The following is a 22,459-nucleotide window of genomic DNA, read 5'->3' as shown; positions in this document are numbered from 1 at the left end:
CTCTCCCATCCACATCACCGACATCGAAGCCGCCATCAACCACTGGCGCGAGCGCGCGCCCGCCAGCGCCGGCGCGGCGCTGGCGCCCGAGATCAGCGCGCTGGGCGAGGTGTATGCGCTGATGGTGTTCCGCCGCCAGCACGAGGTGCCACAAGACCACCTGCCGCCTGCCGCGCTGGCGGCCTGGCTGGCCTGGTACGACACCACGCCGGACACACCGTGTATCGCCATCTGCTCCACCAGCCAGGGCGACGACTGGTGCAAGGGCTGCGGGCGCAGCTTTGACGAAGTGCAGCACTGGCTGGCCATGGGCCCGGCCGACAAGCGCGCCGTGTGGCGGCGCATCACCCGCGAAGGCACGGCCCTGCGCTTCAACCGCTACGCCGAGCGGGCGGCACAACAAGCGCCATGCAGCGACTGACCCAGGCGCCCAACATTGCGCTGGCCACCTTGTGGGCCGATTTGCTGTGCGAGGCCGGCCTGCCCGCCACGGTGCAGCGCCAGTACCTGGGCGCAGCCGCAGGCCAGCTGCCGCCCCACGAATGCCTGCCCGAGATCTGGCTGCAGCATGCCGAACACACCACCCGCGCCCTTGCGCTGCTGCACGAGCTGCAGAACCTGCCGCAACGGCACTGGCGCTGCCGCTGCGGCGAAGTGGTGGAAGGCGGCTTTGAGCAATGCTGGGCCTGCGGCGCGCTGATGCCGCAGTAAATTGCTATATTTTTAATAGCTTTTAGCGCTTGATTTACCTGGGCTGCAGCCACTTTTAGCATCAAGCCCAGATTTCCCGCCAGGCGCACCTTCGGCGCCGCTTGGGTGTCAGCGGTGCATTTGCGGCCATGGGTGACGATTGGCGGCCATTCGCGGGGTGACAATGCGCTCGCTTTTTCATACAAGCGTTCCTTTTTGTCACAACTCCCCGCCTGCCGCCATGCACCGACGCCTTTTTCTGACCCTGCCCAGCGCCCTGGGCGCCACTGCCTTGCTGCAAGCCTGCGGCGGCGGCGGCGACTTGCCCCCTGAGCCGCCCGCGCCAGCGCCGGTGCCCCCGCAGGCCCAGCCGCAGGTCTGCGCACCCGCCATGCCGGGTGCGCCGGGCGTGGTCAGCGGCCTGATGCCCGTGCCCGCGCTGCGGCCCGGCGGCACCGTGGCCGTGCTGGCGCCAGCGTCGCCCGCCGCCGGGCGCGCGCAAGAGGTAGCCGACTGGCTGGCCCAGCGCGGCTTTGCGGCGCGCCTGTACCCCAGCGCCTACGCGGGCACCGGCGACCCGGCCCAGGACGACTACCTGGCCGCCAGCGACGCCCAGCGCCTGCAGGAGCTGCACGCCGCCTTTGCCGACCCCGGCGTGCACGCCATCGTCTGCCTGCGCGGCGGCTACGGCAGCGCCCGGCTGCTGTCGCAAATCGACTTTGCCCTGCTGCGCAGCCACCCCAAGCCCTTTGTGGGCTACAGCGACATCACCGCGCTGCACCTGGCCCTGGCGCGCCACGCCGGGTTTGTCAGCTTTCATGGGCCCATGCTCACGTCCGACTTGCTGCGCAACCGCCAGACGCCCACGGAAGCGGCGCTGTTTGCCCAGTTGCAGGGCCGCCAGGTGGCGGGCAGCTGGCTGCCCCATCCGCCGCAGTTTGCGCTGCACAGCCTGCGCTGCGGCGCGGCGCAGGGCCGGCTGGTGGGGGGCAACCTGACCCTGATCGGCTCCACCCTGGGCACGCCCTGGGAGATCGACACGCAAGACGCCATCCTGTTCATCGAGGACGTGGGCGAGCCGCCCTACAAAATCGACCGGCTGCTGACCCAGCTGCGCCTGGCGGGCAAATTGCAAGGCGTGCGCGGCGTGCTGATCGGGGATTTTTCGGATGTGTCTGCCGCCGGCAGCAGCCCCGCGCAGGTGGCCCTGGACGCGGCGCGCCTGCAGCGCCTGTGGCAAGAGTTTTTTGTGCCGCTGAACGTGCCCGTGCTGGCCGGCTGGCGCAGCGGCCATGTGGACCCCAACCTCACGCTGCCGATGGGCGCGCTGGTGACGCTGGACGCCGACCACCAGGGCGTGCGCGTCGATCAGGCGCTGGTGGTCTGAATTCCGCAGGGGCCGCAGCGGCCCGGTCGCGCAGGCACCGTGCTTACTTCCAGCGCACTGCCTCCAGGTGCACGCTGCCCAGGTTGCTGCTGATGGTCAGCGCGCCTTCCTGCACCGTGGCCTGCAGCTGCATGCTGCGCTCAGCCAACCGCGCCAGCTCTTGCGACGCCTCGCTGGGAATGCGCCAGACCTGCAGCCTGTCCAGCCGCGAGAGCTTGCTCTCGATGCCCTTCCACCACACCTCGGCGGCGTGGTGAAAGCAGTACACGATCACGGCATCGGCCTTGCTGCAGGCCTTGCTCAGCGGCTTGTCCTCGGGCTGGCCCACTTCGATCCACAGGCGCTTGCGGCCGGTGAAGTCGGTCAGCGACACGTCGGGGTCTTCAGGATCGGACAGGCCGGCGCCAAAGGCCAGCTGGCCGTCGCCGTTGCACAGGTCGTTGAGCTGGTGCGCCTGCAGCGCCAGCGCGGCCAGGCGCACCATCATGCGCTCGTCGGTCTCGCTGGGGTGGCGCGCCAGCGTCAGGGCGTGATCCGCGTAGTAGCCGTGGTCGATGTCGGCAATGGCCAGGTGGGCCTTGAAGATGGTGGACTTGAGGGCCATGGGCGCTTTCAAAATGAGAGCTGCCCGCGCTTGACTGGCAAGCGCGGGCAGGCAAAAAGGCTATAAAACTTCAGGCAGCCCGCGGATCAGACGCGGCGTGCCAGCTCGCCAGCCTTGCCGGTGTAGCTGCCGGGGGTCATGGCCAGCAGGCGATCCTTGTCGGCTTGCGGAATCTCCAGGCTGTGGATCAGCGCATGCAGCGCCTCGGCCGTCACGGTCTTGCCGCGCGTCACTTCCTTGAGCTTTTCGTAGGCGCCCGGCACGCCGTAGCGGCGCATCACGGTCTGGATGGGCTCGGCCAGCACTTCCCAGCTGGCGTCCAGGTCGGCGGCCAGGGCTTCCTCGTTCAGTTCCAGCTTGTTCAGGCCGGTCAGCAGCGAGGTGTAGGCCAGCGCCGCGTAACCCAGCGCCACGCCGATGTTGCGCAGCACGGTGCTGTCGGTCAGGTCGCGCTGCCAGCGGCTGACGGGCAGTTTTTCGGACAGGTGCCTGAGCAACGCGTTGGCCAGGCCCAGGTTGCCCTCGGCGTTTTCAAAGTCGATGGGGTTGACCTTGTGCGGCATGGTGGACGAGCCGATCTCGCCCGCCTTGAGCTTTTGCTTGAAGTAGCCCAGCGACACGTAGCCCCAGATGTCGCGCGACAGGTCGATCAGGATGGTGTTGGCGCGGGCGATGGCGTCGAACAGCTCGGCCATGTAGTCGTGCGGCTCGATCTGGATGCTGTAGGGCTGGAAAGTCAGGCCCAGGCCCAGCGGCTCGGGCGTCTCCACCACCTTGCGGCTGAAGGCTTCCCAGTCAAAGTCGGGCCAGGCGGCCAGGTGGGCGTTGTAGTTGCCCACGGCGCCGTTCATCTTGCCCAGAATCCTGACGGCGGCGATGCGCTCCACTGCGGTGTTCAGGCGCACCACCACGTTGGCCAGCTCCTTGCCCACGGTGGTGGGGCTGGCGGTCTGTCCATGCGTGCGGCTGAGCATGGGCACGTCGGCAAACTGGTGGGCCATCTCGCGCAACTTCAGCACGATGCGATCCAGCCCCGGCAGGATGACCTGGTCGCGGCCCGAGCGGATCTGCAGCGCGTGGCTGGTGTTGTTGATGTCCTCGCTGGTGCAGGCAAAGTGCACGAACTCGGCAGCCCTTTCCAGTTCGGGGCGGGCCTCGAACTTGGACTTGATCCAGTACTCCACGGCCTTCACGTCGTGGTTGGTGGTTTTTTCAATCTCTTTGATGGCGGCGGCGTCAGCCTCGGAGAAATGCTTCACCAGCCCCAGCAGGTAGGCGCGCGCGCCGGTGGAAAGGGGCTTGAATTCGGCAAAGCCCGCATCCGACAGCGCAATGAACCAGGCTACCTCCACCTGCACGCGGCGGTGCATGTAGCCGTGCTCGCTCATGATGGGGCGCAGGGCAGAGAGTTTGGCGGCGTAGCGGCCGTCGAGGGGCGACAGTGCGGTAATGGTGGACAGGCTCATGGCGCGTGATTGTAGGTGGCCGCCCCGCACGCTGAAACAGCGGCCGATAGAATCGGCGCGCCCCAAAACCCAGCCGCCACGCGGCGCCAAGGAAACCATGAAGCTGATCGGATCCCTGACGAGCCCCTATGTGCGCAAGGTGCGCGTGGTGCTGGCCGAAAAAAAACTGGACTGCCCCTTTCAGGAGGAAAACGTGTGGTCCGATGACACGGCCATCGGCGGCTCCAACCCGCTGGGCAAGGTGCCCTGCCTGGTGCTGGAGGGCGGCGAGGCGGTGTTCGACTCGCGCGTGATCGTGGAGTACCTGGACACGCTGTCGCCCGTGGGCCGGCTCATACCGGCGTCAGGCCGCGAGCGTGTCGAGGTCAAGACCTGGGAGGCGCTGGCCGACGGCCTGCTGGACGCCGCCATCCTCGCGCGCCTGGAAGCCACCTGGGCCGGCCGCAACGACGCCGAGCGCTGCCAGGCCTGGATCGACCGTCAGCTGGGCAAGGTGCACAGCAGCCTGCGCGCCATGAGCCAGGGGCTGGGCGACAAGCCCTATTGCAGCGGCAGCCATTTCAGCCTGTCGGACGTTGCCGTGGGCAGCGCCCTGGGCTGGCTGGAGTTTCGCTTTGCGCAGCTGGACTGGCGCACCGCGCACCCCAACCTGGCGCGCCTGATGGACAAGCTGATGCAACGCCAGAGCTTTATCGACACCCGGCCGCGCTAAGCAACCCGCCAGCGCCCCGCAACAAAAAAGCGCGCCTTCCGCCAGGGAAGTGCGCGCTTTTTGCTGCCGAATAAAAAAAGTTGCGAAGCGCCCCGAAACGAATGAAGAGAGGGAGGGAGGAGAAGCGCCCCGGGGTTGCAACCAGGCAGTGCCTGGAGGACTTCGCAACTTTAAAACTGTTTCTGATCCGGCGCCTCAGGCTCTGCATCCAGAGCAGGCAATTGGCCGTCAGTGCTGTCTAGAGTAAGGCCTCCGTCAGAAAGTTCCAGACCTTTTGCGCAAAAAATTTCACAAATCTGTCAGATGACGTGTCAGTCGGACTCTCAAGGGGCAGTCCGCACGCCGGTCAGCGCGGCGCCGCCAGTTGCTGCTCGATGGCCTGCACCAGCACCCTGCTTTGCGGCTCTACCGAGCTGGCATAGCTTCCCACCACCTGACCAGAGCGGCTGACCAGATACTTGTGGAAGTTCCAGCGCGGCGCCTGGCCTTGCGACGCACCCGCAAGCTGGCGATACAGCGGCAGCGCATCGACGCCCTTCACCGCGCTTTTGGCGAACATCGGAAAACGCACCCCGAAGGTGTTTTCGCAGAACTCGGCAATATCGGTGTTGCTACCGGTTTCCTGCGCAAAGTCGTTGGACGGAAAGCCCAGCACCACCAGCCCCTTGCCCTTGTAGCGTGCGTACAAGTCCTCCAGTCCCTGGTACTGGCCGGTAAAGCCGCAATAGCTGGCGGTGTTGACCACCAGCAGCACCTTGCCCGCGTACTGGCACAGGGATTGCGGCGCCTCATCCTGCAAGCGTGGCACGGTGTGCTGCAGCAGCGCGGGGCAGGCCTGATGGGTGACCTTCGCCGTACCGCTGGGCTGCGCAGCAGCGGGCGCGGCCTGAGCGGCGGCGGTAGCGGCCAGGGCAGCGCACAACAGCAACGCGCCTGGCTGCGCAAGGCGCGGTCGCGGTGAGGAGGGCAGGTTCAGACTGGGCATGGCGGGCCTTGGAGTCGAATGGCTACAGACGCAGCACTTTGCACCATGCCTGCCATGCGCCCGAGAGGCCCGCCCCATCGGCCCTGCCCCAAACAGGGGCTTCAGCGGCTTGCGATGCGGTCGGGAGGGTCGCCAGCAGGGCGCTTTCTTGCGCGGCTGCTGCCCTCAGCCGAACACCGCGCGCCATAGCGCCCGCACCGCGCTTTGCTCGGCGGCCAGCGTGTCGGGCGGCACGCGCGTGGGCTCGTCGTTCAGGCGGGCGCGGTGCTGGGCGTGGCGCAGCGTGCGGTAGGCATCTGCGGCGGCGCGGCCCACGCCGGCGGGCAGCAGGCCGGCCGCCTCGGCGCGCTGCAGCAGCGCGATGTTGCCCACGTTGTCCTGCAGTTGCGGATGGGCGGCGCAGTGGGCCAGCACCAGGTACTGCACGGCGAATTCGACATCCACCATGCCGCCAGGGCTGTGCTTGATGTCGAACTGCCCCTGCGGCGCCGGGTGGGCGGCGCGCATGCGCTCGCGCATGGCGATGATCTCGGTGCTCAGCGCGGCCCGGTCGCGTGGGGCGGTGATGACCGCCTGGCGCACGGCGTCAAAGCGCGCGCGCAGATCTTCGCTGCCCAGCACGAAGCGCGCGCGCGTCATGGCCTGGTGCTCCCAGGTCCAGGCGGTGTTGCTGCCGCGCTGCTGCTGGTAGTCGGCATAGGCCCGGAAGCTGGTCACCAGCAGGCCCGAGTTGCCGTTGGGCCGCAGGGCGGTGTCGATCTCGAACAGGTCGCCCTCGCCAGTCTTCACGGCGAGCCAGTTGATGAGCTTGCGCGCAAACGCGGCATAGACCTCGGCGGCGCGCTCGTCGTCGTCGTCGAACACGAAGACGATGTCCAGGTCGCTGCCGTAGCCCAGTTCTTTGCCGCCCAGCTTGCCATAGCCGATGATGGCGAATTGCGGCTGCTCGCGGTGGCGGCCCCTGAGCCGGTCCCAGCACCACTGCGCGGTGACGCGCAGCACGCTGTCGGCCAGCGCGGACAGGTCGTCCGCCACCTGCTCGACGGTGATGCGGCCTTCCACGTCGCGCGCCAGCGTCCGGAAGGTCTCGGCGTGGTGGGCGCGGCGCAGCAGATCCAGCAGGTTTTCGTCGTCGGCTTCGCCCGTGGATTGCAGCGCGGCAAGGCGCAGGCCCAGCTCGCGCTCGAAGTCCTGGGGCACGAAGCGCTCGGACAGCAGGGCACCGCCGGCCAGCTCGTCGATCACGCCCGGGTGCTGCAGCATGTAGCGGGCGGGCCACTTGGCCGCGCCCAGCAGGTGCAGCAGGCGCTCGTGCACCGAGGGGCGCTCCAGCAGCAGCGCCAGGTAGCTTTCGCGGCGCAGCAGCGGCTCCAGCCAGCCGGCCAGGCGCACGGCGGCCTCTTCGGTGACCTGGCCCTCGGCCAGCCAGCGGCCGGTGCGCTGCATGATGCGCAGCAGCCGCGCCCGCGCCTCGTCACGCAGGCCTTGCACGCGCGGGTGCGTGCGCCACTCGGCCACACGCTCGCGCAACTTGGGCGGCAGTTGCTCCAGCAGCGCATCCAGGTCGGGCGTGGATGTGTCGGCCGCGCGCGGGCCGCCGCAGTGGCCGTTGGCGCATGGCTTGTGGCCGGCATCGCCCAGCAGGATGTCGAACTCCTGGGCCACCAGCTCGCGGTGGGCGTCCAGCTCGCGCAGGAAATCGCAGCATTTCAGGCCCAGGGTGTGTGCGATCCAGGCCAGGTCGTCGTCGCGCGTGGGCAGCACATGGGTCTGCTGGTCGTCCAGGTACTGGATGCGGTGTTCGACGCGGCGCAGGAAGGTGTAGGCGCTGGCCAGGCGGTCGGCGGTGTCTTGCGGCATGAGGCCAGCGCGCGCCAGGCGCTGCAGCGCCTCCAGCGTGGGGCGGCAGCGCAGCTCGGGGAACTGGCCGCCGCGTACCACCTGCAGCAGCTGCACGGTGAATTCGATCTCGCGGATGCCGCCGCGCGACAGCTTCACGTCGTTGGCGCGCTCAGGGCGGCCGGCGCTGCGCTGCACGGCATGGTCGCGGATCTGGCGGTGCAGCGTGCGCAGCGAGTCGAACACGCTGTAGTCCAGGTAGCGGCGGAACACGAAGGGCAGCACCACGCCGCGCAGCGCCTGCACGTTGGGCATGCCCAGGCAGTCGCGCGGCGCCACCACGCGGCTTTTGAGCCAGGCAAAGCGCTCCCATTCGCGGCCATGCACCAGCAGGTAGTCCTCCAGCGCCGACAGCGACACGGCCGGCGGGCCGGAGTTGCCATGCGGGCGCAGCGCCAGGTCCACCCGGAAGACGAAGCCGTGCTCGGTGTTGTCGCCCACCAGGCTGTAGATGGCCTTGACCGCGCGGGCGAAGTATTCGTGGTTGGAGAGCTTGCCGCGCCCGTCCTGCAGGCCGGCGGTCTCGCCGTCGTGCTCATAGACGTAGATCAGGTCGATGTCGCTGGAGACGTTGAGCTCGCGCGCGCCCAGCTTGCCCATGCCCACGATCCACAGCTGCACCGGCTGGCCCTGCGGGCCCTGCGGGGCGCCGTGGCGGGCGTCCAGCTCGGCGCGGGCGTGGCGGCAGGCCCGGTCCAGCGCCACCTCGGCCAGCCGCGTCACGGGCAGGGTGATGTTGGGCAGCGGCGCGCCCTGGTCGCAGTCCAGCGTGATGAGCCGCTCCATGACCAGCTGGCGCAGGATGCGCAGCGCAGCGCCCAGGTCATGGCCCTGCGCCAGCAGCGCGTCGCAGGTCTGCTCCATGGTGTCGCGGCTGGGGATGCCCGGCGCCAGCAGCGGCAGCTGCGCCGGGTAGCGGCGGTGCAGTCGCTGGTGAAAACGCGAGTAGTGCGAAAGCGGCACACCGGCAGGGGCGGTGCCGGGCGCGCTGATGGGCGCAATGGCGCAAAGGGAGTCGGGCGACGGCATGGTCATGGCAGGGGCGGCGGGGTGCGCGTGCGGCCGCTGCGCCGGGCGCGGGCGTACATCACGTCACCGTTGTGTGCTGAACCCTCGGGGGATGGGCGGGTCATAATTCCTGCCATCGTTTTTCCGCTGCCATGACAGAGCCCCCATCCCAACCTTCCCGTTTGCTCAAACTGTTGGATGGCTGTGCTCGATGGGGTCTGGGCGCCTTGGTGGCGCTGTGGCTGCTGCTGGCGGCTGCCTGGGGAGGGCTGCATGGCTGGATTGTGCCGCGGATCGGGGATTTTCGTCCGCTACTGGAAAGCCAGGCCCAGCGCGCCCTGGGGGTGCCGGTGCGCATTGCCGCCGTATCCGCGCGCAGCGAGGGGGTTTTTCCGACGGTGGAGCTGTCGGGCGTGGCCCTGCTGGACGCGCAGGGCCGCGAGGCGCTGCACCTGCCGCGCGTGGTGGCGGTGCTGTCGCCGCGCTCGCTGCTGCGCCTGGGGTTCGAGCAGCTCTATATAGAAGGGCCGGCGCTGGACATGCGCCGCGAGCGCGACGGCCGCATCTTCATTGCCGGCCTGGCGTTTCGCGACAGCCCGCAGGACGGCAGCAGCGCCGCCAGTGACTGGCTGTTCGAGCAGACCGAGGTGGCCATACGCGGCGGCACCCTGCGCTGGACCGACGAGTTGCGCGGCGCCGAGCCGCTGGCGCTCACCCAGGTGGATCTGGTGCTGCGCAACCGCGGGCGGCGCCACAGCGTGCGCCTGGACGCCACCCCCCCGCCCGAATGGGGCGAGGCGTTCACGCTGCGCGGGCAGTTCCGCCAGCCGCTGCTGTCCACCCACGCGGGCGACTGGCAGCGCTGGAGCGGCCAGCTGTACGCGCATTTCCCGCGGGTGGACGTGTCGCGCCTGCACCGGCATGCAGACCTGGGCGCGCTGCAGGTGGCGCAGGGGCATGGCGCATTGCGCGCCTGGGCGGACGTGCAGCGCGGCAAGCTGGCAGGCGGCGCGGCCGACATGGCGCTCGGCGAGGTCAACGCCACGCTGGGCCCGGACTTGCGCCCGCTGGCGCTGCGCACGGTGACGGGCCGGGTCAGCGGGCGCTGGCTGGACGACGGCTTCGAGCTGGCCATCCGCGACCTGCAATTTCTGGCCGAAGACGGCCTGCGCTGGCCCGGCGGCAGCCTGGCGCTGCGCCACACCGGCACCGAAGGCCGCCAGCAAGGCGCATTGAGCGCCGACCGGCTGGACCTGGCCGCGCTGGCGCAGGTGGCCAGCCGGCTGCCGCTGGACGCTGCCATGCACAGCGCGCTGCAAACCTATGCGCCGCAAGGGCTGGTGGAGCAGTTGCAGGCCGACTGGCAAGGCCCGCTGGAGCAGCCGACGCAATACCAGGCACGCGGCCGGGTGGCGGGGCTGGCGCTGGCGGCGCCAGGCCAGACGCCCGCAGCGCCAGACAAGACCGCCGCAGCACCCGCGGTGGCCGGCCTGAGCGGCGCCAACGTGGACTTCGACCTCACGCAGGCGGGCGGGCGCGTCACGCTGGCCATGACCGACGGCACGCTGGTCATGCCCGGGGTGTTTGAAGACCCGGTGGTGCCGGTGCAGCAACTGGGCGGCACCGTGCAGTGGCAGATCGACGGCGAGCGCATTGCCGTGCAGGCCGGCGACCTGTACTTTGCCAACGCCGACGCCCAGGGCACGGCGCGCCTGGCCTGGCGCACGGCCGACCCGGCCACGTCGCCCGCGCGGGCACGCTTTCCGGGGGTGCTGGACCTGTCGGGCACGCTCACGCGCGCCGACGCCACGCGCGTGCACCGCTACCTGCCGCTCACGGTTCCGCCGGACTCGCGCCGCTATGTGCGCGAGGCCATCCAGTCGGGCAGCTCCAGCCAGACGCAATTTCGGATCAAGGGCGACCTGCACGACTTTCCCTACGGCCATGTGCCCCGCCAGGGCGAGTTCCACATCGCGGCGCAGGTCAAAGACGTCACCCTGGCATATGTGCCGCCGTCTTTGCTGCCCCCGGGCGACCAGCCCTGGCCGGCGCTCACGGGGCTGCGGGGCGAGGTGGTCTTTGACCGCGCAGGCATGACCGTGCGCAACGCCACGGGCCACTTTGCCAGCCGGCCGGCGGTGCGCGCGCACAAGGTCACGGCCAGGATTGCCGACCTGGACAACACCGTGGTCGAGGTGGACGCCGACGTGCGCGGCCCGCTGCCGGACATGCTGGCGCTGGTCAGCACCTCGCCCCTGGCGCGGCTGACCAACGGCGCGCTGAGCCGCGCCACCGCCACCGGCATGGCCGGTCTGCAACTGGGCCTGAACCTGCCGATCAGCAACATCGACAGCTCCACCGTGCGCGGCAGCCTCACGCTGGCGGGCAATGACGTGCGCTTCGTGCCAGAGGCGCCCACGGTGCGCGGCGCGCGCGGTGCCGTTCAGTTCACCCACAGCGGGTTCACGCTGGCCGGCGTGCAGGGCCGCGCCCTGGGCGGCGAGGTGCGGCTGGAAGGCGGCATGGCCCCGCCGCCCGCCAATGCCCCGCAGGCGGGCGCCCTGCGCGTGCGCGCGCGCGGCACGGCCACCGCGGAGGGCCTGCGCGAATCGCCGCAGCTAGGGCTGCTGTCGCGGCTGTCGCAGCACGCCAGCGGCGCCGCCGCCTACACCGTCAGCCTGGGCATGCGCCGGGGCGTGGCCGAGATGCAGGTGGCCAGCGACCTGGTGGGCATGGGGCTGGCGCTGCCGGCGCCCCTGGGCAAGACGGCGCAGGCGGCACTGCCGGTGCGCTTTGACAACCAGCTCACGCGCGAGGCCGCGGCCTCCGACAGCGCGCCGCTGCATGACCAGCTGACCCTGGAACTGGGCGAGCTGGCGCGCCTGAGCTATGTGCGCGCCATCGACGGCGAGCAGCCGCGGGTGCTGCGCGGCAGCGTGTCCGTGGGCGTGCCGGCTGCGCAAGTGCCGTCCCTGCCACAACAGGGCGTGTCCGCGCTGGCGATGTTTGCCGCCCTTGATGCCGACGCCTGGAGCGCCGTGCTGGATGCGCCCGCCGCGCCCGCCAGCGGGCCGCAGTCGTCACCCGGCACCGCCGGTGACACGGCGGCGGACTATCTCCCCGGCGTCATGGCGCTGCGCGCGTCCACGCTGACGCTGCAGGGGCGCACGCTCCACGATGTGGTGACGGGCCTGTCGCACACGGGCGGCGTGTGGCGCGGCAACGTAAGCGCCCGCGAGCTGGACGGCTATCTGGAATACCGGCCAGGCTCTGGGCCAGCAGGTGCGGCAGGCGCAGCGGGCGATGCGGCGGCGGGCCGGCTCTTTGCGCGCCTGTCGCGGCTGTCGCTGCCGCAGGCGGCAGACACCCAGGTCAATGCGCTGCTCGATGAAGGCCAGCCGGGGCAGTTGCCTGCGCTGGACATCGTGGTGCAAGACTTCGAGCTGCGCGGCCGGCGCCTGGGCCGCCTGGAAATCGAGGCCCGCAACCGCACCGTGGCGGGTACGCAGCGCGAATGGCAGCTGGCCAAGTTCAACCTGTCGGCGCCCGAGGCGGTGCTGACCTCCAGCGGCAACTGGGCGCTGCGCCTGGGCGCGGGCGGCGCTGCGCCCACCCGCACGGTGCTGGACTTTCAGCTGGACATCCGCGACTCGGGCGGCCTGCTGGCGCGCTTGGGCATGGACGGCGTGCTGCGCAGCGGGCGCGGGCGCATCGACGGCCAGGTGGGCTGGCAGGGCTCGCCGCTGTCGCCCGACTACCGCACCATGAGCGGCCAGATGAAGCTGAATGTGGAATCCGGCCAGTTTCTGCAGGCCGACCCCGGCCTGGCCAAGCTGCTGAGCGTGCTGAGCCTGCAGTCGCTGCCGCGGCGCTTTGCGCTGGACTTTCGCGATGTGTTCAGCCAGGGCTTTGCCTTTGACTTCGTGCGCGGCGACGTGCGTGTGGAGCAGGGTGTGGCCACCACCAACAACCTGCAGATGAAGGGCGTGAACGCCGCCGTGCTGATGGAGGGCAGCGCCAACATCGAGCGCGAGACGCAGGACATGCATGTGGTCGTGGTGCCCGAGATCAACGCCATGACCGCCTCGCTGGTGGCCACGGCCATCAACCCGGTGGTGGGCCTAGGCAGTTTTCTGGCGCAGGTGTTCCTGCGCGGGCCGCTGATCCAGGCGGCCACGCAGGAATTTCGCATCGACGGCACCTGGGCCGACCCGCGCGTGGAGCGCATCCAGGGCCGCCGGGCCACAACAGGCCAGGCAGGCCAGACGGGCGCCGCCCCGGCCGCATCCGGAGGAAAACCATGAAAGTCGCTGCCTTGCAAATGGTGTCGGGCGTGGCGCTGGCGCCCAACCTGGCGCAGGCGCGCCAGCTGCTGGAGCAGGCCGCGCAGGCCGGCGCCGAGCTGGCCGTGCTGCCCGAATACTTCAGCGGCATGGGCCTGCGCGACAGCGACAAGCTGGCGCTGCGCGAGCACCCGGGCGACGGCCCCGTGCAGCAGTTGCTGGCCTGCGCCGCGCGCGAGCTGGGCCTGTGGATCGTGGGCGGCACGCTGCCGCTGGCCACGGGCAGCCCCGACAGGGTGCACAACAGCACGCTGGTCTTCTCGCCCGCAGGCCAGTGCGCGGCGCGCTACGACAAGATTCACCTGTTCCGCTTCGACAACGGCGGCGAGCAGTTTGACGAGGCGCGCACCATCGCCGCCGGCAGCCGCTGCGTGCAGTTCGATCTGCCGGCGCGCAGCGGCCATGTCTGGCGCGTGGGGTTGTCGGTGTGCTATGACCTGCGCTTTCCCGAGCTGTACCGCCACCACGCGCGCGCTGGCGCCGACTTGCTGCTGGTGCCCAGTGCCTTCACCCACACCACCGGGCGTGCCCACTGGGAGCTTTTGCTGCGCGCACGCGCCGTGGAAAACCTGGCCTACGTTCTGGCGCCGGCGCAGGGCGGCCTGCACGAGAACGGGCGGCGCACCTGGGGCCACAGCATGCTGGTGGATCCCTGGGGCCAGGTGCTGGCGCAGCAGCCCGAGGGCGCGGGCGTGGTGGTGGGCACGCTGGACGCGGCCCACCTGCGCCAATTGCGCAGCCGCTTGCCGGCGCTTGAGCACCGCGTGTTGTGATGACCGCCAGGCCACACGCACCAGCGCTGCCGGGCCCCGCCGCGCAGCCGCCCGGGGACGAGACGCCGCTGCGCTGGCGCCGCTGGATGGGCGCGTGGCGGCGCTGGTCGCTATGGACGCTGCTGGTGACGCTGGTGGCCGGCATGCTGGTCACGCAGGTATGGCTGGCCGGGCGCTACGAGGCCAGCCAGGTGCAAAGCCGCCTGGAGCGCGACACCGCCGACGCCGTGGCCGACCTGCGCAGCGCCTTCGCACAGAACCTGCAAAGCCTGCAGGCGCTGCAGTCGGGCGGGCCTGACCTGGCCTCGTGGGAGGCCCGCGCGGCCGAGCTGCTGACCGCGCGGCGCGAGCTGGCGCACATCGAGTGGCGTGACACCCAGCTGCAGCTGCGCGCCCATGCCGAGTCACCCCACCGCCCGCAGTACGGCGACCCCGGCATGCGCAGCAGCCCCCACTCCGAGACCATGCTGGCGTGCACCAACGCAGGGCGCATCGGCGGCCCGTCGTATTCCAGCAGCTACTTTCAGCCCCTGCCCGACGGGCTGGGCGCCGAGATGATGGAAGTCTGCCTGCCGCTGATCGCCGACGGCCGCACGCGCGGCTTCGTGGTGGCCACGTACGCGCTGCCCACGGTGCTGCACGACCTGGTGGCGCCCAGCCTGCAGCGCACGCAGGAGGCATCGTTCACCGAAACCGACGGCACGCGCCTGGCGCTGGTGGGCGCCGTCCGCCGGGGCACGCGCATGTTCACCGCGCAGCAGCTGTTCGATCTGCCGGGCAACACGCTGGTGCTGCGCCTGAACGGCTGGCACGCGGCGCCCAGCGTGTTCCCCAACGTGCTCACGGCGCTGGTCACTGGCATGTCGATTGCGCTGGTGTCGGTGCTGGTGGTGCTGGTGCGCGACAACCGCCGGCGCCTGCGCGCCGAGCGCGACCTGGGCGATGCGCTGGCGTTTCGCAAGGCCATGGAGGACTCGCTGGTCACCGGCCTGCGCGCGCGTGACCTGTACGGACGCATCACCTACGTCAACCCGGCGTTTTGCGACATGGTGGGCTTCGCGCCCGACGAGCTGGTGGGACAGTCCTCGCCGCTGCCGTACTGGCCGCCCGAGCATGCGCAGGAATACGGCGACCGCCAGATCGTGCGCCTGTCCGGGCAGCTGCAACCGCCGCGCGAGGGCTATGAATCGACCTTCATGCGCAAGGACGGCACGCGCTTTCCGGTGATGATCTACGAGGCCCCGCTGATCAATGCCAAAGGCCTGCACACCGGCTGGATGGGCTCGTTCCTGGACGTGAGCGAGCAGCGGCGCGTGGAAGAACTCTCGCGCGCATCGCAAGAGCGCCTGCAGGCCACGGCGCGCCTGGCCACCGTGGGCGAGATGGCCTCGCTGCTGAGCCACGAGCTGAACCAGCCGCTGGCCGCCATTGCCAGCTATGCCAACGGCTCGCTGAACCTGCTGGCCCCCACAGCGGGCGGGCAGGCGCCATCGCCGCAAGACCTGCAGGACGTGCGCACCGGCGTGCAGCGCATCGCGCAACAGGCCGAGCGCGCGGGCCGCGTGATCAAGAGCGTGCACGACTTCATCCGCCGGCGCGACCAGTCGCGCGAACCGGTGGCTGCGCAGGACCTGTTTGATGCGGTACTGCCACTCATCCGGCTGCAGGCGCGCAAGACCGGCGTGCGCGTGGTGCTTGACATCGCGCCGGGCCTGCCCCCCGCGCTGTGCGACCGCACCATGGTCGAGCAGGTGCTGCTCAACCTCACGCGCAACGCCATGCAGTCGATGGACGACCCGCAGATCCACCCGCGCGTCCTGGACCTGCGGGTGTGCCGCGCAGCCAGCAATGCCGCCCGGGGATGGCTGGAGTTTTCAGTGGCCGACATCGGCAACGGCATTGCCGACGAAGTGGCCGAGCGGCTTTTCACGCCGTTCTACACCACGCGTGCAGAGGGCATGGGCCTGGGGCTGAGCCTGTGCCGCACGGTAGTGGAGCAGCACGGCGGCCATCTGCACCATGCGGCGCGCCAGCCGCGTGGTACGGTCTTCACCTTCACCCTGCCGGCGCACCATGAAACAGCCCCCTGATCCGCTTCGCGTCTCCATGCAGCTGCCAACGCCGGCAGCCCTTGCGCGGCGGCGGCCCTGGCCTGGGGCGCGCCAGTTTCACAGGTCGCGCGCGGTGCCTGGCCCAACGGAAAACTGATATGGAACCCGCCTCCAACGCCACCGTATATATCGTGGACGACGACGCCGAAGTGCGCGAGGCCCTGGCCTGGCTGCTGCGCTCGCGCCGCGTGCTCAGCGAAGCCTTTGCCAGCGCAGAGGCTTTCGAGCTGATGCTGGCCGAGCGCACCGCCAGCGGCCTGCACCAGCGCCAGCCGTGCTGCCTGCTGCTGGACGTACGCATGCCCGGCATGAGCGGGCTGGCACTGTTTGACAAATTGGTGGAGCGCGGCGACATCGCAGGCATGCCGGTGATCTTTCTGACCGGCCACGCCGATGTGCCCACCGCCGTGGCCACGGTCAAGCGCGGCGCATTCGACTTCTGCGAAAAGCCCTTCTCGGACAACCAGCTGGTGGACCGCGTGCAAGCGGCGCTGGGGCAGTCGGCCCAGTACCTGGATGCCTGCCACGCCCGCCACCAGCTGCAGGGCAGGCTGGCCGAGCTGACCGATCGCGAGCGCGACGTGATGCGCCTGGTGGTCGAAGGCCTGCCCAACAAACTCATCGCCGACCAGCTGGACATCAGCGTGCGCACGGTGGAAGTGCATCGCGCGCGGGTGTTCGACAAGATGCAGGTCAAGTCTGCGGTGGAGCTGGCCAACCTGCTGCGCTCCTCATCACCCTGAACCGCCCCGGCCGGACGGGGCCGTCCAGGGCGCAGCCAGCGTGATCAGCCCTGGCGCTCGCCCACAAAAATCTCCACGCGGCGGTTGCGCGAGCGGCCGTCGGCGGTGTCGTTGGTGGCGATGGGCTCGCGCGAGCCGCGGCCTTCGACGTGGATGCGCGCGCCGCTCACGCCCTGACTGGTCAGGTAGTTGCGCGTGCTGGTGGCGCGGTCCAGTGACAGCGGGTTGTTGATGGCATCGCTGCCGGTGGAGTCGGTGTGGCCGACGATCCGCACCTCGGCATTGGGGTTGTTGCGCAAACCATCGGCAAAACGATCTAGGATGGGGCGGAAGTTGGCCTGAATGTCCGAGCGGCCCGTGGCAAACGAAATGTCGCTGGGAATGTCCAGCTTGAGCTGGTTGTCCGCCGTCTGCGTCACCGACACGCCAGTGCCCTGCGTGGCGGCCTGCATTTCCTGCTTTTGCTTTTCCATCTGTTGCGACCAGATGTAGGTGCCCAGGGCGCCCACACCCGCGCCAATCACGGCGCCCGTGCCAGCCTTGCCGCCCGTGGCCGAGCCGATCACGGCGCCGGCCAGCGCGCCCACGCCGGCGCCGGTGGCAGTGCGGCGCTGGGTGTCGGTCATGTTGGCACAGCCAGAGACGAACAAGGCAACCGCCAGGCCGCCGACGAGAAGAGGTTTGCGCATAAAAAGACTCCTTTGTGGCCCAAGCGCCGCCCGGCATGCAAAAGGATGAATCAGCGGGCGCGCTGCTGGGTGGCGCAAGCGTAACAAACAGCCGCCCCGGCAGTCTGTAGGACGCGGCGCATCGCAGCGGCGCCTCAGTCGCGCGGGCGGCTGGGGCCGTCGCCGTCGGACTCGTGCGGCGGCGGCTCGCCGCGCGGGCGGCCCGAAAACATGGTCCACCAGACGATTGCCACCAGAATCAGCAGCGCCAGCAGCGCTTCAAGCAAAATCAGCCCCATGAATCTTCGTCTCCTGCGCCTGATGGTATCGGCGCTGATTGTAGGAACGCTGGCGGCCTGCTCCACCCGCCCGCCGGCCCCGCCCGTGCCCACGGCACCCGAGGCTGCGCCCCCGCCAACAGCGGCGGCACCCGTGCCGGGCACGCTGGTGCAGTCCAAAAGCCGCTGGGTGCCGGTGGACTGGGGCGAGCTGCCGGGACTGGAGGGCGACGCGCTGCACGAGGCCTGGAACGCCTGGCTGCGCAGCTGCGAGCGCCCCGCGCCCGCCTTCGCGCCGCTGTGCGGCGAGGTGCGCCGCCTGAGCATTGCCAGCCCGGACGAGCAGCGCGGCTGGATGATGCGGCGCCTGCAGCCCTACCGCATCGAGTCGCTGGAGGGCAACTCGGACGGCCTGCTGACGGGCTACTTCGAGCCCTACCTGGATGCCGCACGCCAACCCGGCAACGGCTACGCAGTGCCCTTGTACGCGCCGCCGGCCGACCTGGCCACGCGCAAGCCCTGGTACACCCGCCAGCAGATCGACACCCTGCCCGCGGCGCAGGCGGCGCTGGCCGGCCGGGCGATTGCCTGGGTGCGCGACCCGGTGCAGGCGCTGGTGCTGCACATCCAGGGCTCGGGCCGGCTGCGCGTGCAAGAGGCCGACGGCAGCGTGCGGCTGGTGCGCGTGGCCTATGCCGGCACCAACGACCAGCCCTACAAAAGCGTGGGCCGCTGGCTGCTGGACCAGGGCCTGGTGCGCGACGCCACCTGGCCCGGCATCAGCGCCTGGGTGGCGCAAAACCCGCAGCGCGTCAACGAGATGCTGTGGTCCAACCCGCGCTACGTGTTCTTTCGCGAGGAGCCGCTGGATGCGCTGGACGCCGCCTTCGGCCCCAAGGGCGCGCAGGGCGTGCCGCTGACGCCGGGGCGCTCCATCGCGGTGGACCGCCAGAGCATTCCGTACGGCACGCCAGTGTGGCTGGCCTCCAGCGGGCCCACGGTGCAGCTGTCGCGCCTGGTGCTGGCGCAGGACACGGGCAGCGCCATCGTGGGCGCGGTGCGCGCCGACTTTTTCACCGGCTGGGGCCCCGAGGCGGGCGACGTGGCGGGGCGCCTGAAGCAGAACCTGCGCCTGTGGGCACTATGGCCGAGGTGATGCTATTAGATTGATAGCTTCTAGCGCTTATCGGATAAGCGCCAGAGGCTGATTTGATTGAAAAACTCAATCACCCTCCACCACGTAGCGCGACACCACGGGCGGCGCGTCGCCCACATGGAAGGCGTACTTGCGGTCGCGCAGCGTCACGTCGGATGCGGTGACGCGGTCAAAGCGGCGCAGGTACTCGGTCCAGGACTCGTCCACCACGCGCTCCACGTAGCGGCGCGGGTCGGCAATGTCGTGCTGCAGCTCCCAGCTCAGGGCGCCCTGGCGGATGCGCGCGCGGCGGCTTTCCTGCATCACGGCGCGAAACTCGGCCGCCCGCGCGGGGTGGATGAAGTATTCGGTGCTGGTGACCAGGCGCAGCCCCGCGGCGGGGGGTGTGTCGGCCTGGGGCATCTTGAAGGCGCGCGAGGGGCTCAGGTCTTCCTCGCCGTGGCGGTCGCTCACCAGCCGCTGCACCAGGGTCATGACGCCTACGCCGACGGCGGCGGCCAGCGCCAGGCTGACGTGCACCGTGGTCAGCGCCGCCACCTGGCCCCACAGCGCGGCGCCCGCGGCGGTGGCGCCCATCATGGCCATCTGCAGGATGGACATGCCGCGCGCGCGCACCCAGTTGGGCAGGGCAAACTGCGCCGCCACCAGCAGCACATTGGCGGTGATGATCCAGGACGCGCCCGCGGCCACCATGGCCGGCAGGGCGATGTAGGCATTGGGCGCAACGGCCACGGTGGCGGTGGCCAGGGCCTGCAGCAGCATGCCGCGCGCCACCAGCTGGTCGGCGGCCATCATGCGGCGCAGGCGCGGCAAAAACATGGCCGAGCCAATGGCGCCCGCGCCCATGCTGGCCAGCAGCAGCGTGAAGGTGCCCGCGCCGCCGCCGTGCAGATCGCGCGCCACCAGCGGCAGCAGCGCCAGCAGCGCCGTGGCGTGCAAAAAGAACACCGAGATGCGCCACATCACGGCGCGCATGCGGGGTGACTCGCGCACAAACTGCAGGCCCACGCGCATGGCGCTGGTCAGGCGCTCGCGCCCCAGCGGGTTGGGCGTGGGCTGGCGCCGCCAGCGCATGATGGTGAAGCCCGCCGCCAGCGACAGCGCGGCGTTGAGCACGAACACCCAGGCGCTGCCCGCGCTGGCAATGATGGCACCGGCCAGCAGCGGCCCGATGATGCGCGAGGCGTTCATGGCCACGCCATTGAGCGCCAGCGCCGCGGGCAGCTGATGGCGATCCACCAGCTCCGGCACGATGGCCGAGAACACCGGCCAGCGCATGGCCATGCCGATGCCGTTGGCAAACGTGAGCGCCAGCAGCAGCCAGGCGTTGAGCCCGCCGGCCAGCACCGCCACGCACAGCACCACGGCCACGGCCGCCACCCAGAACTGCGTGACCATGAAGTAGCGGCGCCGGTCCAGGATGTCGGCCAGCGCGCCGCTGGGCAGGCCCAGCAAAAACACCGGCAGGGTGGATGCCGTCTGCACCAGCGCCACCAGCACGGGCGAGGTGGTCAGCGTGGTCATGAGCCAGGCGGTGGCCACGTCGTTCATCCACATGCAGGTGTTGGCGACCAGCCAGGTCAGCCACAGCATGCGAAACACCGGCACGGATAGCGGCGCCAGGGTGGACTGCTGCGCGCGCTCGGCAGCGGTGCGCCGCAAGTCAGCGGCGGCGGCGGCCTCGGCAGCGGCAGCGGCCTCGGTGGCGTCGGCCACAGCCGCGGCGGCAGCGGGCGTTACGCCAGGCGCGTCGGCGGTTTCAGGCGATGGGGTGCGGGCGGGCCCGCTGTCCAGTGGTGGTAGTGGCGGCATGTGCGTGCCATTGTGGCGGCGATGCGCCAAGTGTGCCGCGCCGCCAGCGCATCCTGCAGCCGCGGTCGGATTTTTTACCCCTGCGGCGCCGGCAGGTGCGCTGGCGCATCAGCCGGCGCAGGCCAGGCCGGCCAGGCGCTCCAGCAGCCAGTCGGCAAAGGCTGCCGCGCGGGCGTCCCTACGCATGGGCGGCCTGCAAGGGGTGGGGTTGCGCTGCACTGTGCGCGGCGGCGGTCTGGCGGCGTTGCCGCGCGCGATCCCAGGCTTTCTCGTGGAAGAAGAAAGCCACGGCCTGCACCGTGGGCTCCAGCAGGCTGAGGGTGAGCGATGCAATCAGGTTGCCGGTGACCGCGTAGGCCACCAGGGCGGCCACGCAGATGTGGATCAGGTAGTAGCTGGCGGTCTTGGCCAGCGTGGGCATGTTGTGGCGGGCTGCGGCGCGGATGCGGGACATGGCTTTCTCCTTGGGTGTCATGGATGGTAGTGGTTCGCATTAACAAAATCCAATTGCTTCCATCTAACTGGTAGATAGGCACTATCGACAGCCAATCTTCCACCCGGCAGGCCGCACCGCCCCATCACGGGTCGTCGCTATGATGACCACTCGCTTTTTTCACCCCCCACCCCCACCCGGAGCACGCGCATGGCCCTCATGGACTTCATCAAGAAGCAGTTCATCGACATCCTTCAGTGGACCGAGGACGGCGACGGCACCCTGGCCTGGCGCTTCCCGATGGCGGGCATGGAAATCCAGACCGGCGCCACGCTGGTGGTGCGCGAGTCGCAGATGGCCGTCTTCGTCAACGAGGGCCAGGTGGCCGACGTGTTCGGCCCCGGCACCTACAAGCTGACCACGCAGACCCTGCCGGTGCTGACCTACCTGAAGAACTGGGACAAGCTCTTCGAGTCGCCCTTCAAGAGTGACGTTTACTTCTTCAGCACGCGCCAGCAGGTGGATCAGAAATGGGGCACGCCCCAGCCCATCACCATCCGTGACAAGGACTTTGGCGCCGTGCGCCTGCGCGCCTTCGGCAACTATGCGTACCGCATCGCGGACCCCAAGCTGTTCCATACCGAAATCTCGGGCACGCGCGAGTCCTACCCGGCAACCGACCTGGACGGCCAGCTGCGCGGTCTGGTGCTGCAGAACATCAGCAACGCCATTGCCGGCAGCGGCCTGCCGTTTCTGGACCTGGCGGCCAATCAGGTGATGTTTGCCGACGCGCTGGCGCACGAGCTGCAGCCCGCGTTCGCCAAGATCGGCCTGAAGCTTGAAAGCATGACGGTGCAAAACGTCTCGCTGCCCGAAGAGCTGCAAAAGGTGCTGGACCAGAAGATCGGCATGGGCATGGTCGGGGGCGACATGGGCCGCTTCATGCAATACCAGACGGCGCAGGCCATCCCTCAATTTGCCCAAGCCAGCGGCGGTGGCAGCGGCATTGCGGGCGACGCCATGGGCCTGGGCGCGGGCGTGGCGCTGGGCCAGGTGCTGGCGCAAAACCTGGCGCAGGGGCTGCAGGGCGGCACGGCGCCAACAGCGTCGCAGGCCGCGCCCGTGGGCGTCAAACCCGAAGACGTGATGGCCACGCTGGAAAAGCTGGGCGAGCTCAGGTCCAAGGGCATCCTGACCCAGGAAGAATTTGACGCCAAGAAGACCGAGCTGCTCAAAAAGCTGGTCTGAACTCCTTTTTCGATAGCTGCTGGCGCTTGCAGGACGGGCGCCAGCGGCCAAAAACACCTGACTATGCACATGCCGTACAGGCCCCTCACCCCTCCCTCTCCCCAAAGGGGCGAGGGCGATCGGTTGCGCCGGTATTTCTCCCT

General features: G+C 69.8%; 18 protein-coding genes. 10 read left to right on the top strand and 8 right to left on the bottom strand.

All coding sequences use genetic code 11. The annotated features are described in order from the left end of the window. From AB7E35_RS13275 to AB7E35_RS13265, 3 genes are all read left to right on the top strand, one after another. A partial coding sequence (locus AB7E35_RS13275; protein WP_428167707.1) for a DUF3717 domain-containing protein occupies positions 1 to 421 on the top strand: 421 nt, incomplete at its 5' end. Beyond that, positions 409 to 711 (top strand): DUF2007 domain-containing protein, encoded by a 303-nt coding sequence (locus tag AB7E35_RS13270; protein WP_428164273.1) that lies wholly within the window; start codon positions 409 to 411, stop codon positions 709 to 711. The genes AB7E35_RS13275 and AB7E35_RS13270, both read left to right, overlap by 13 nt. A gap of 220 nt (positions 712 to 931) precedes the next feature. Beyond that, complete coding sequence (locus tag AB7E35_RS13265; RefSeq protein WP_428167706.1) at positions 932 to 2,077, top strand: S66 peptidase family protein; 1,146 nt, start codon at positions 932 to 934, stop codon at positions 2,075 to 2,077. 43 nt (positions 2,078 to 2,120) lie between these two features. On the opposite strand, the gene AB7E35_RS13260 is transcribed toward AB7E35_RS13265, so the two are convergent. Then, entirely contained in the window at positions 2,121 to 2,681 is a 561-nt protein-coding gene (locus tag AB7E35_RS13260) for a YaeQ family protein (protein WP_428167705.1), read from the bottom strand. Between the two features lie 86 nt (positions 2,682 to 2,767). Continuing rightward, positions 2,768 to 4,147 (bottom strand): adenylosuccinate lyase, encoded by a 1,380-nt coding sequence (gene purB / locus AB7E35_RS13255; protein ID WP_428164270.1) that lies wholly within the window; start codon positions 4,145 to 4,147, stop codon positions 2,768 to 2,770. A 97-nt stretch (positions 4,148 to 4,244) separates the two neighbouring features. Between purB and AB7E35_RS13250 the strand changes: the two genes are divergently transcribed. Then, the gene (locus AB7E35_RS13250) at positions 4,245 to 4,859 is read left to right on the top strand and encodes a glutathione S-transferase C-terminal domain-containing protein (RefSeq protein ID WP_428164269.1); all 615 of its coding nucleotides are present in this window, start codon (positions 4,245 to 4,247) and stop codon (positions 4,857 to 4,859) included. Between the two features lie 346 nt (positions 4,860 to 5,205). Here AB7E35_RS13250 and AB7E35_RS13245 read toward each other — a convergent pair whose 3' ends face one another. Further along, entirely contained in the window at positions 5,206 to 5,844 is a 639-nt protein-coding gene (locus AB7E35_RS13245) for a glutathione peroxidase (RefSeq protein ID WP_428164268.1), read from the bottom strand. A 165-nt stretch (positions 5,845 to 6,009) separates the two neighbouring features. Continuing rightward, the gene (glnE, locus tag AB7E35_RS13240) at positions 6,010 to 8,772 is read right to left on the bottom strand and encodes a bifunctional [glutamate--ammonia ligase]-adenylyl-L-tyrosine phosphorylase/[glutamate--ammonia-ligase] adenylyltransferase (RefSeq protein ID WP_428164276.1); all 2,763 of its coding nucleotides are present in this window, start codon (positions 8,770 to 8,772) and stop codon (positions 6,010 to 6,012) included. A 131-nt stretch (positions 8,773 to 8,903) separates the two neighbouring features. Here glnE and AB7E35_RS13235 point away from each other — a divergent pair, with 131 nt between their 5' ends. The 4 genes from AB7E35_RS13235 (at position 8,904) to AB7E35_RS13220 (ending at position 16,721) form a co-directional block, all read left to right on the top strand. After that, positions 8,904 to 13,055 carry a YhdP family protein gene (locus AB7E35_RS13235; protein ID WP_428167704.1) on the top strand — a complete coding sequence of 1,384 codons (4,152 nt, stop codon included), beginning with the start codon at positions 8,904 to 8,906 and terminating at the stop codon, positions 13,053 to 13,055. Continuing rightward, positions 13,052 to 13,867, top strand: coding sequence for a carbon-nitrogen hydrolase family protein (locus AB7E35_RS13230; RefSeq protein ID WP_428164266.1), 816 nt, complete (start codon positions 13,052 to 13,054; stop codon positions 13,865 to 13,867). Before AB7E35_RS13235 ends, AB7E35_RS13230 begins: the two co-directional genes overlap by 4 nt. Positions 13,868 to 13,953: 86 nt before the next feature. After that, positions 13,954 to 15,957 carry an ATP-binding protein gene (locus tag AB7E35_RS13225; RefSeq protein WP_428164275.1) on the top strand — a complete coding sequence of 668 codons (2,004 nt, stop codon included), beginning with the start codon at positions 13,954 to 13,956 and terminating at the stop codon, positions 15,955 to 15,957. Positions 15,958 to 16,076: 119 nt separating this feature from the next. After that, positions 16,077 to 16,721 carry a response regulator transcription factor gene (locus tag AB7E35_RS13220; RefSeq protein WP_428164265.1) on the top strand — a complete coding sequence of 215 codons (645 nt, stop codon included), beginning with the start codon at positions 16,077 to 16,079 and terminating at the stop codon, positions 16,719 to 16,721. Between the two features lie 44 nt (positions 16,722 to 16,765). Here AB7E35_RS13220 and AB7E35_RS13215 read toward each other — a convergent pair whose 3' ends face one another. Both AB7E35_RS13215 and AB7E35_RS13210 read right to left on the bottom strand, forming a co-directional pair. Further along, entirely contained in the window at positions 16,766 to 17,410 is a 645-nt protein-coding gene (locus AB7E35_RS13215; RefSeq protein WP_428164264.1) for an OmpA family protein, read from the bottom strand. A 134-nt stretch (positions 17,411 to 17,544) separates the two neighbouring features. Continuing rightward, complete coding sequence (locus tag AB7E35_RS13210) at positions 17,545 to 17,688, bottom strand: hypothetical protein (protein WP_428164263.1); 144 nt, start codon at positions 17,686 to 17,688, stop codon at positions 17,545 to 17,547. On the opposite strand from AB7E35_RS13210, the gene mltA reads away from it, so the two are divergent. Then, positions 17,621 to 18,823, top strand: coding sequence for a murein transglycosylase A (mltA, locus tag AB7E35_RS13205; RefSeq protein ID WP_428164262.1), 1,203 nt, complete (start codon positions 17,621 to 17,623; stop codon positions 18,821 to 18,823). The genes AB7E35_RS13210 and mltA overlap by 68 nt on opposite strands. Positions 18,824 to 18,889: 66 nt before the next feature. On the opposite strand, the gene AB7E35_RS13200 is transcribed toward mltA, so the two are convergent. Together AB7E35_RS13200 and AB7E35_RS13195 are read right to left on the bottom strand one after the other, a co-directional pair. Beyond that, positions 18,890 to 20,635: an MFS transporter gene (locus tag AB7E35_RS13200; RefSeq protein WP_428164261.1), complete on the bottom strand. Its 1,746-nt coding sequence runs from the start codon at positions 20,633 to 20,635 to the stop codon at positions 18,890 to 18,892. A 178-nt stretch (positions 20,636 to 20,813) separates the two neighbouring features. Next, complete coding sequence (locus AB7E35_RS13195) at positions 20,814 to 21,089, bottom strand: DUF2061 domain-containing protein (RefSeq protein ID WP_428164260.1); 276 nt, start codon at positions 21,087 to 21,089, stop codon at positions 20,814 to 20,816. 189 nt (positions 21,090 to 21,278) lie between these two features. Here AB7E35_RS13195 and AB7E35_RS13190 point away from each other — a divergent pair, with 189 nt between their 5' ends. Then, a complete protein-coding gene (locus tag AB7E35_RS13190; RefSeq protein WP_428167703.1) occupies positions 21,279 to 22,316 on the top strand; it encodes an SPFH domain-containing protein in 1,038 nt (345 codons plus the stop codon). Positions 22,317 to 22,459: the final 143 nt, after the last annotated feature.

It is taken from the genome of Diaphorobacter sp. (assembly GCF_050251835.1).
In the GTDB taxonomy this organism is placed as follows: domain Bacteria; phylum Pseudomonadota; class Gammaproteobacteria; order Burkholderiales; family Burkholderiaceae_C; genus JBFXIE01.
Note: the sequence above shows the minus strand (reverse complement) of the source record. Positions and strands in the feature narration are given on the sequence as shown.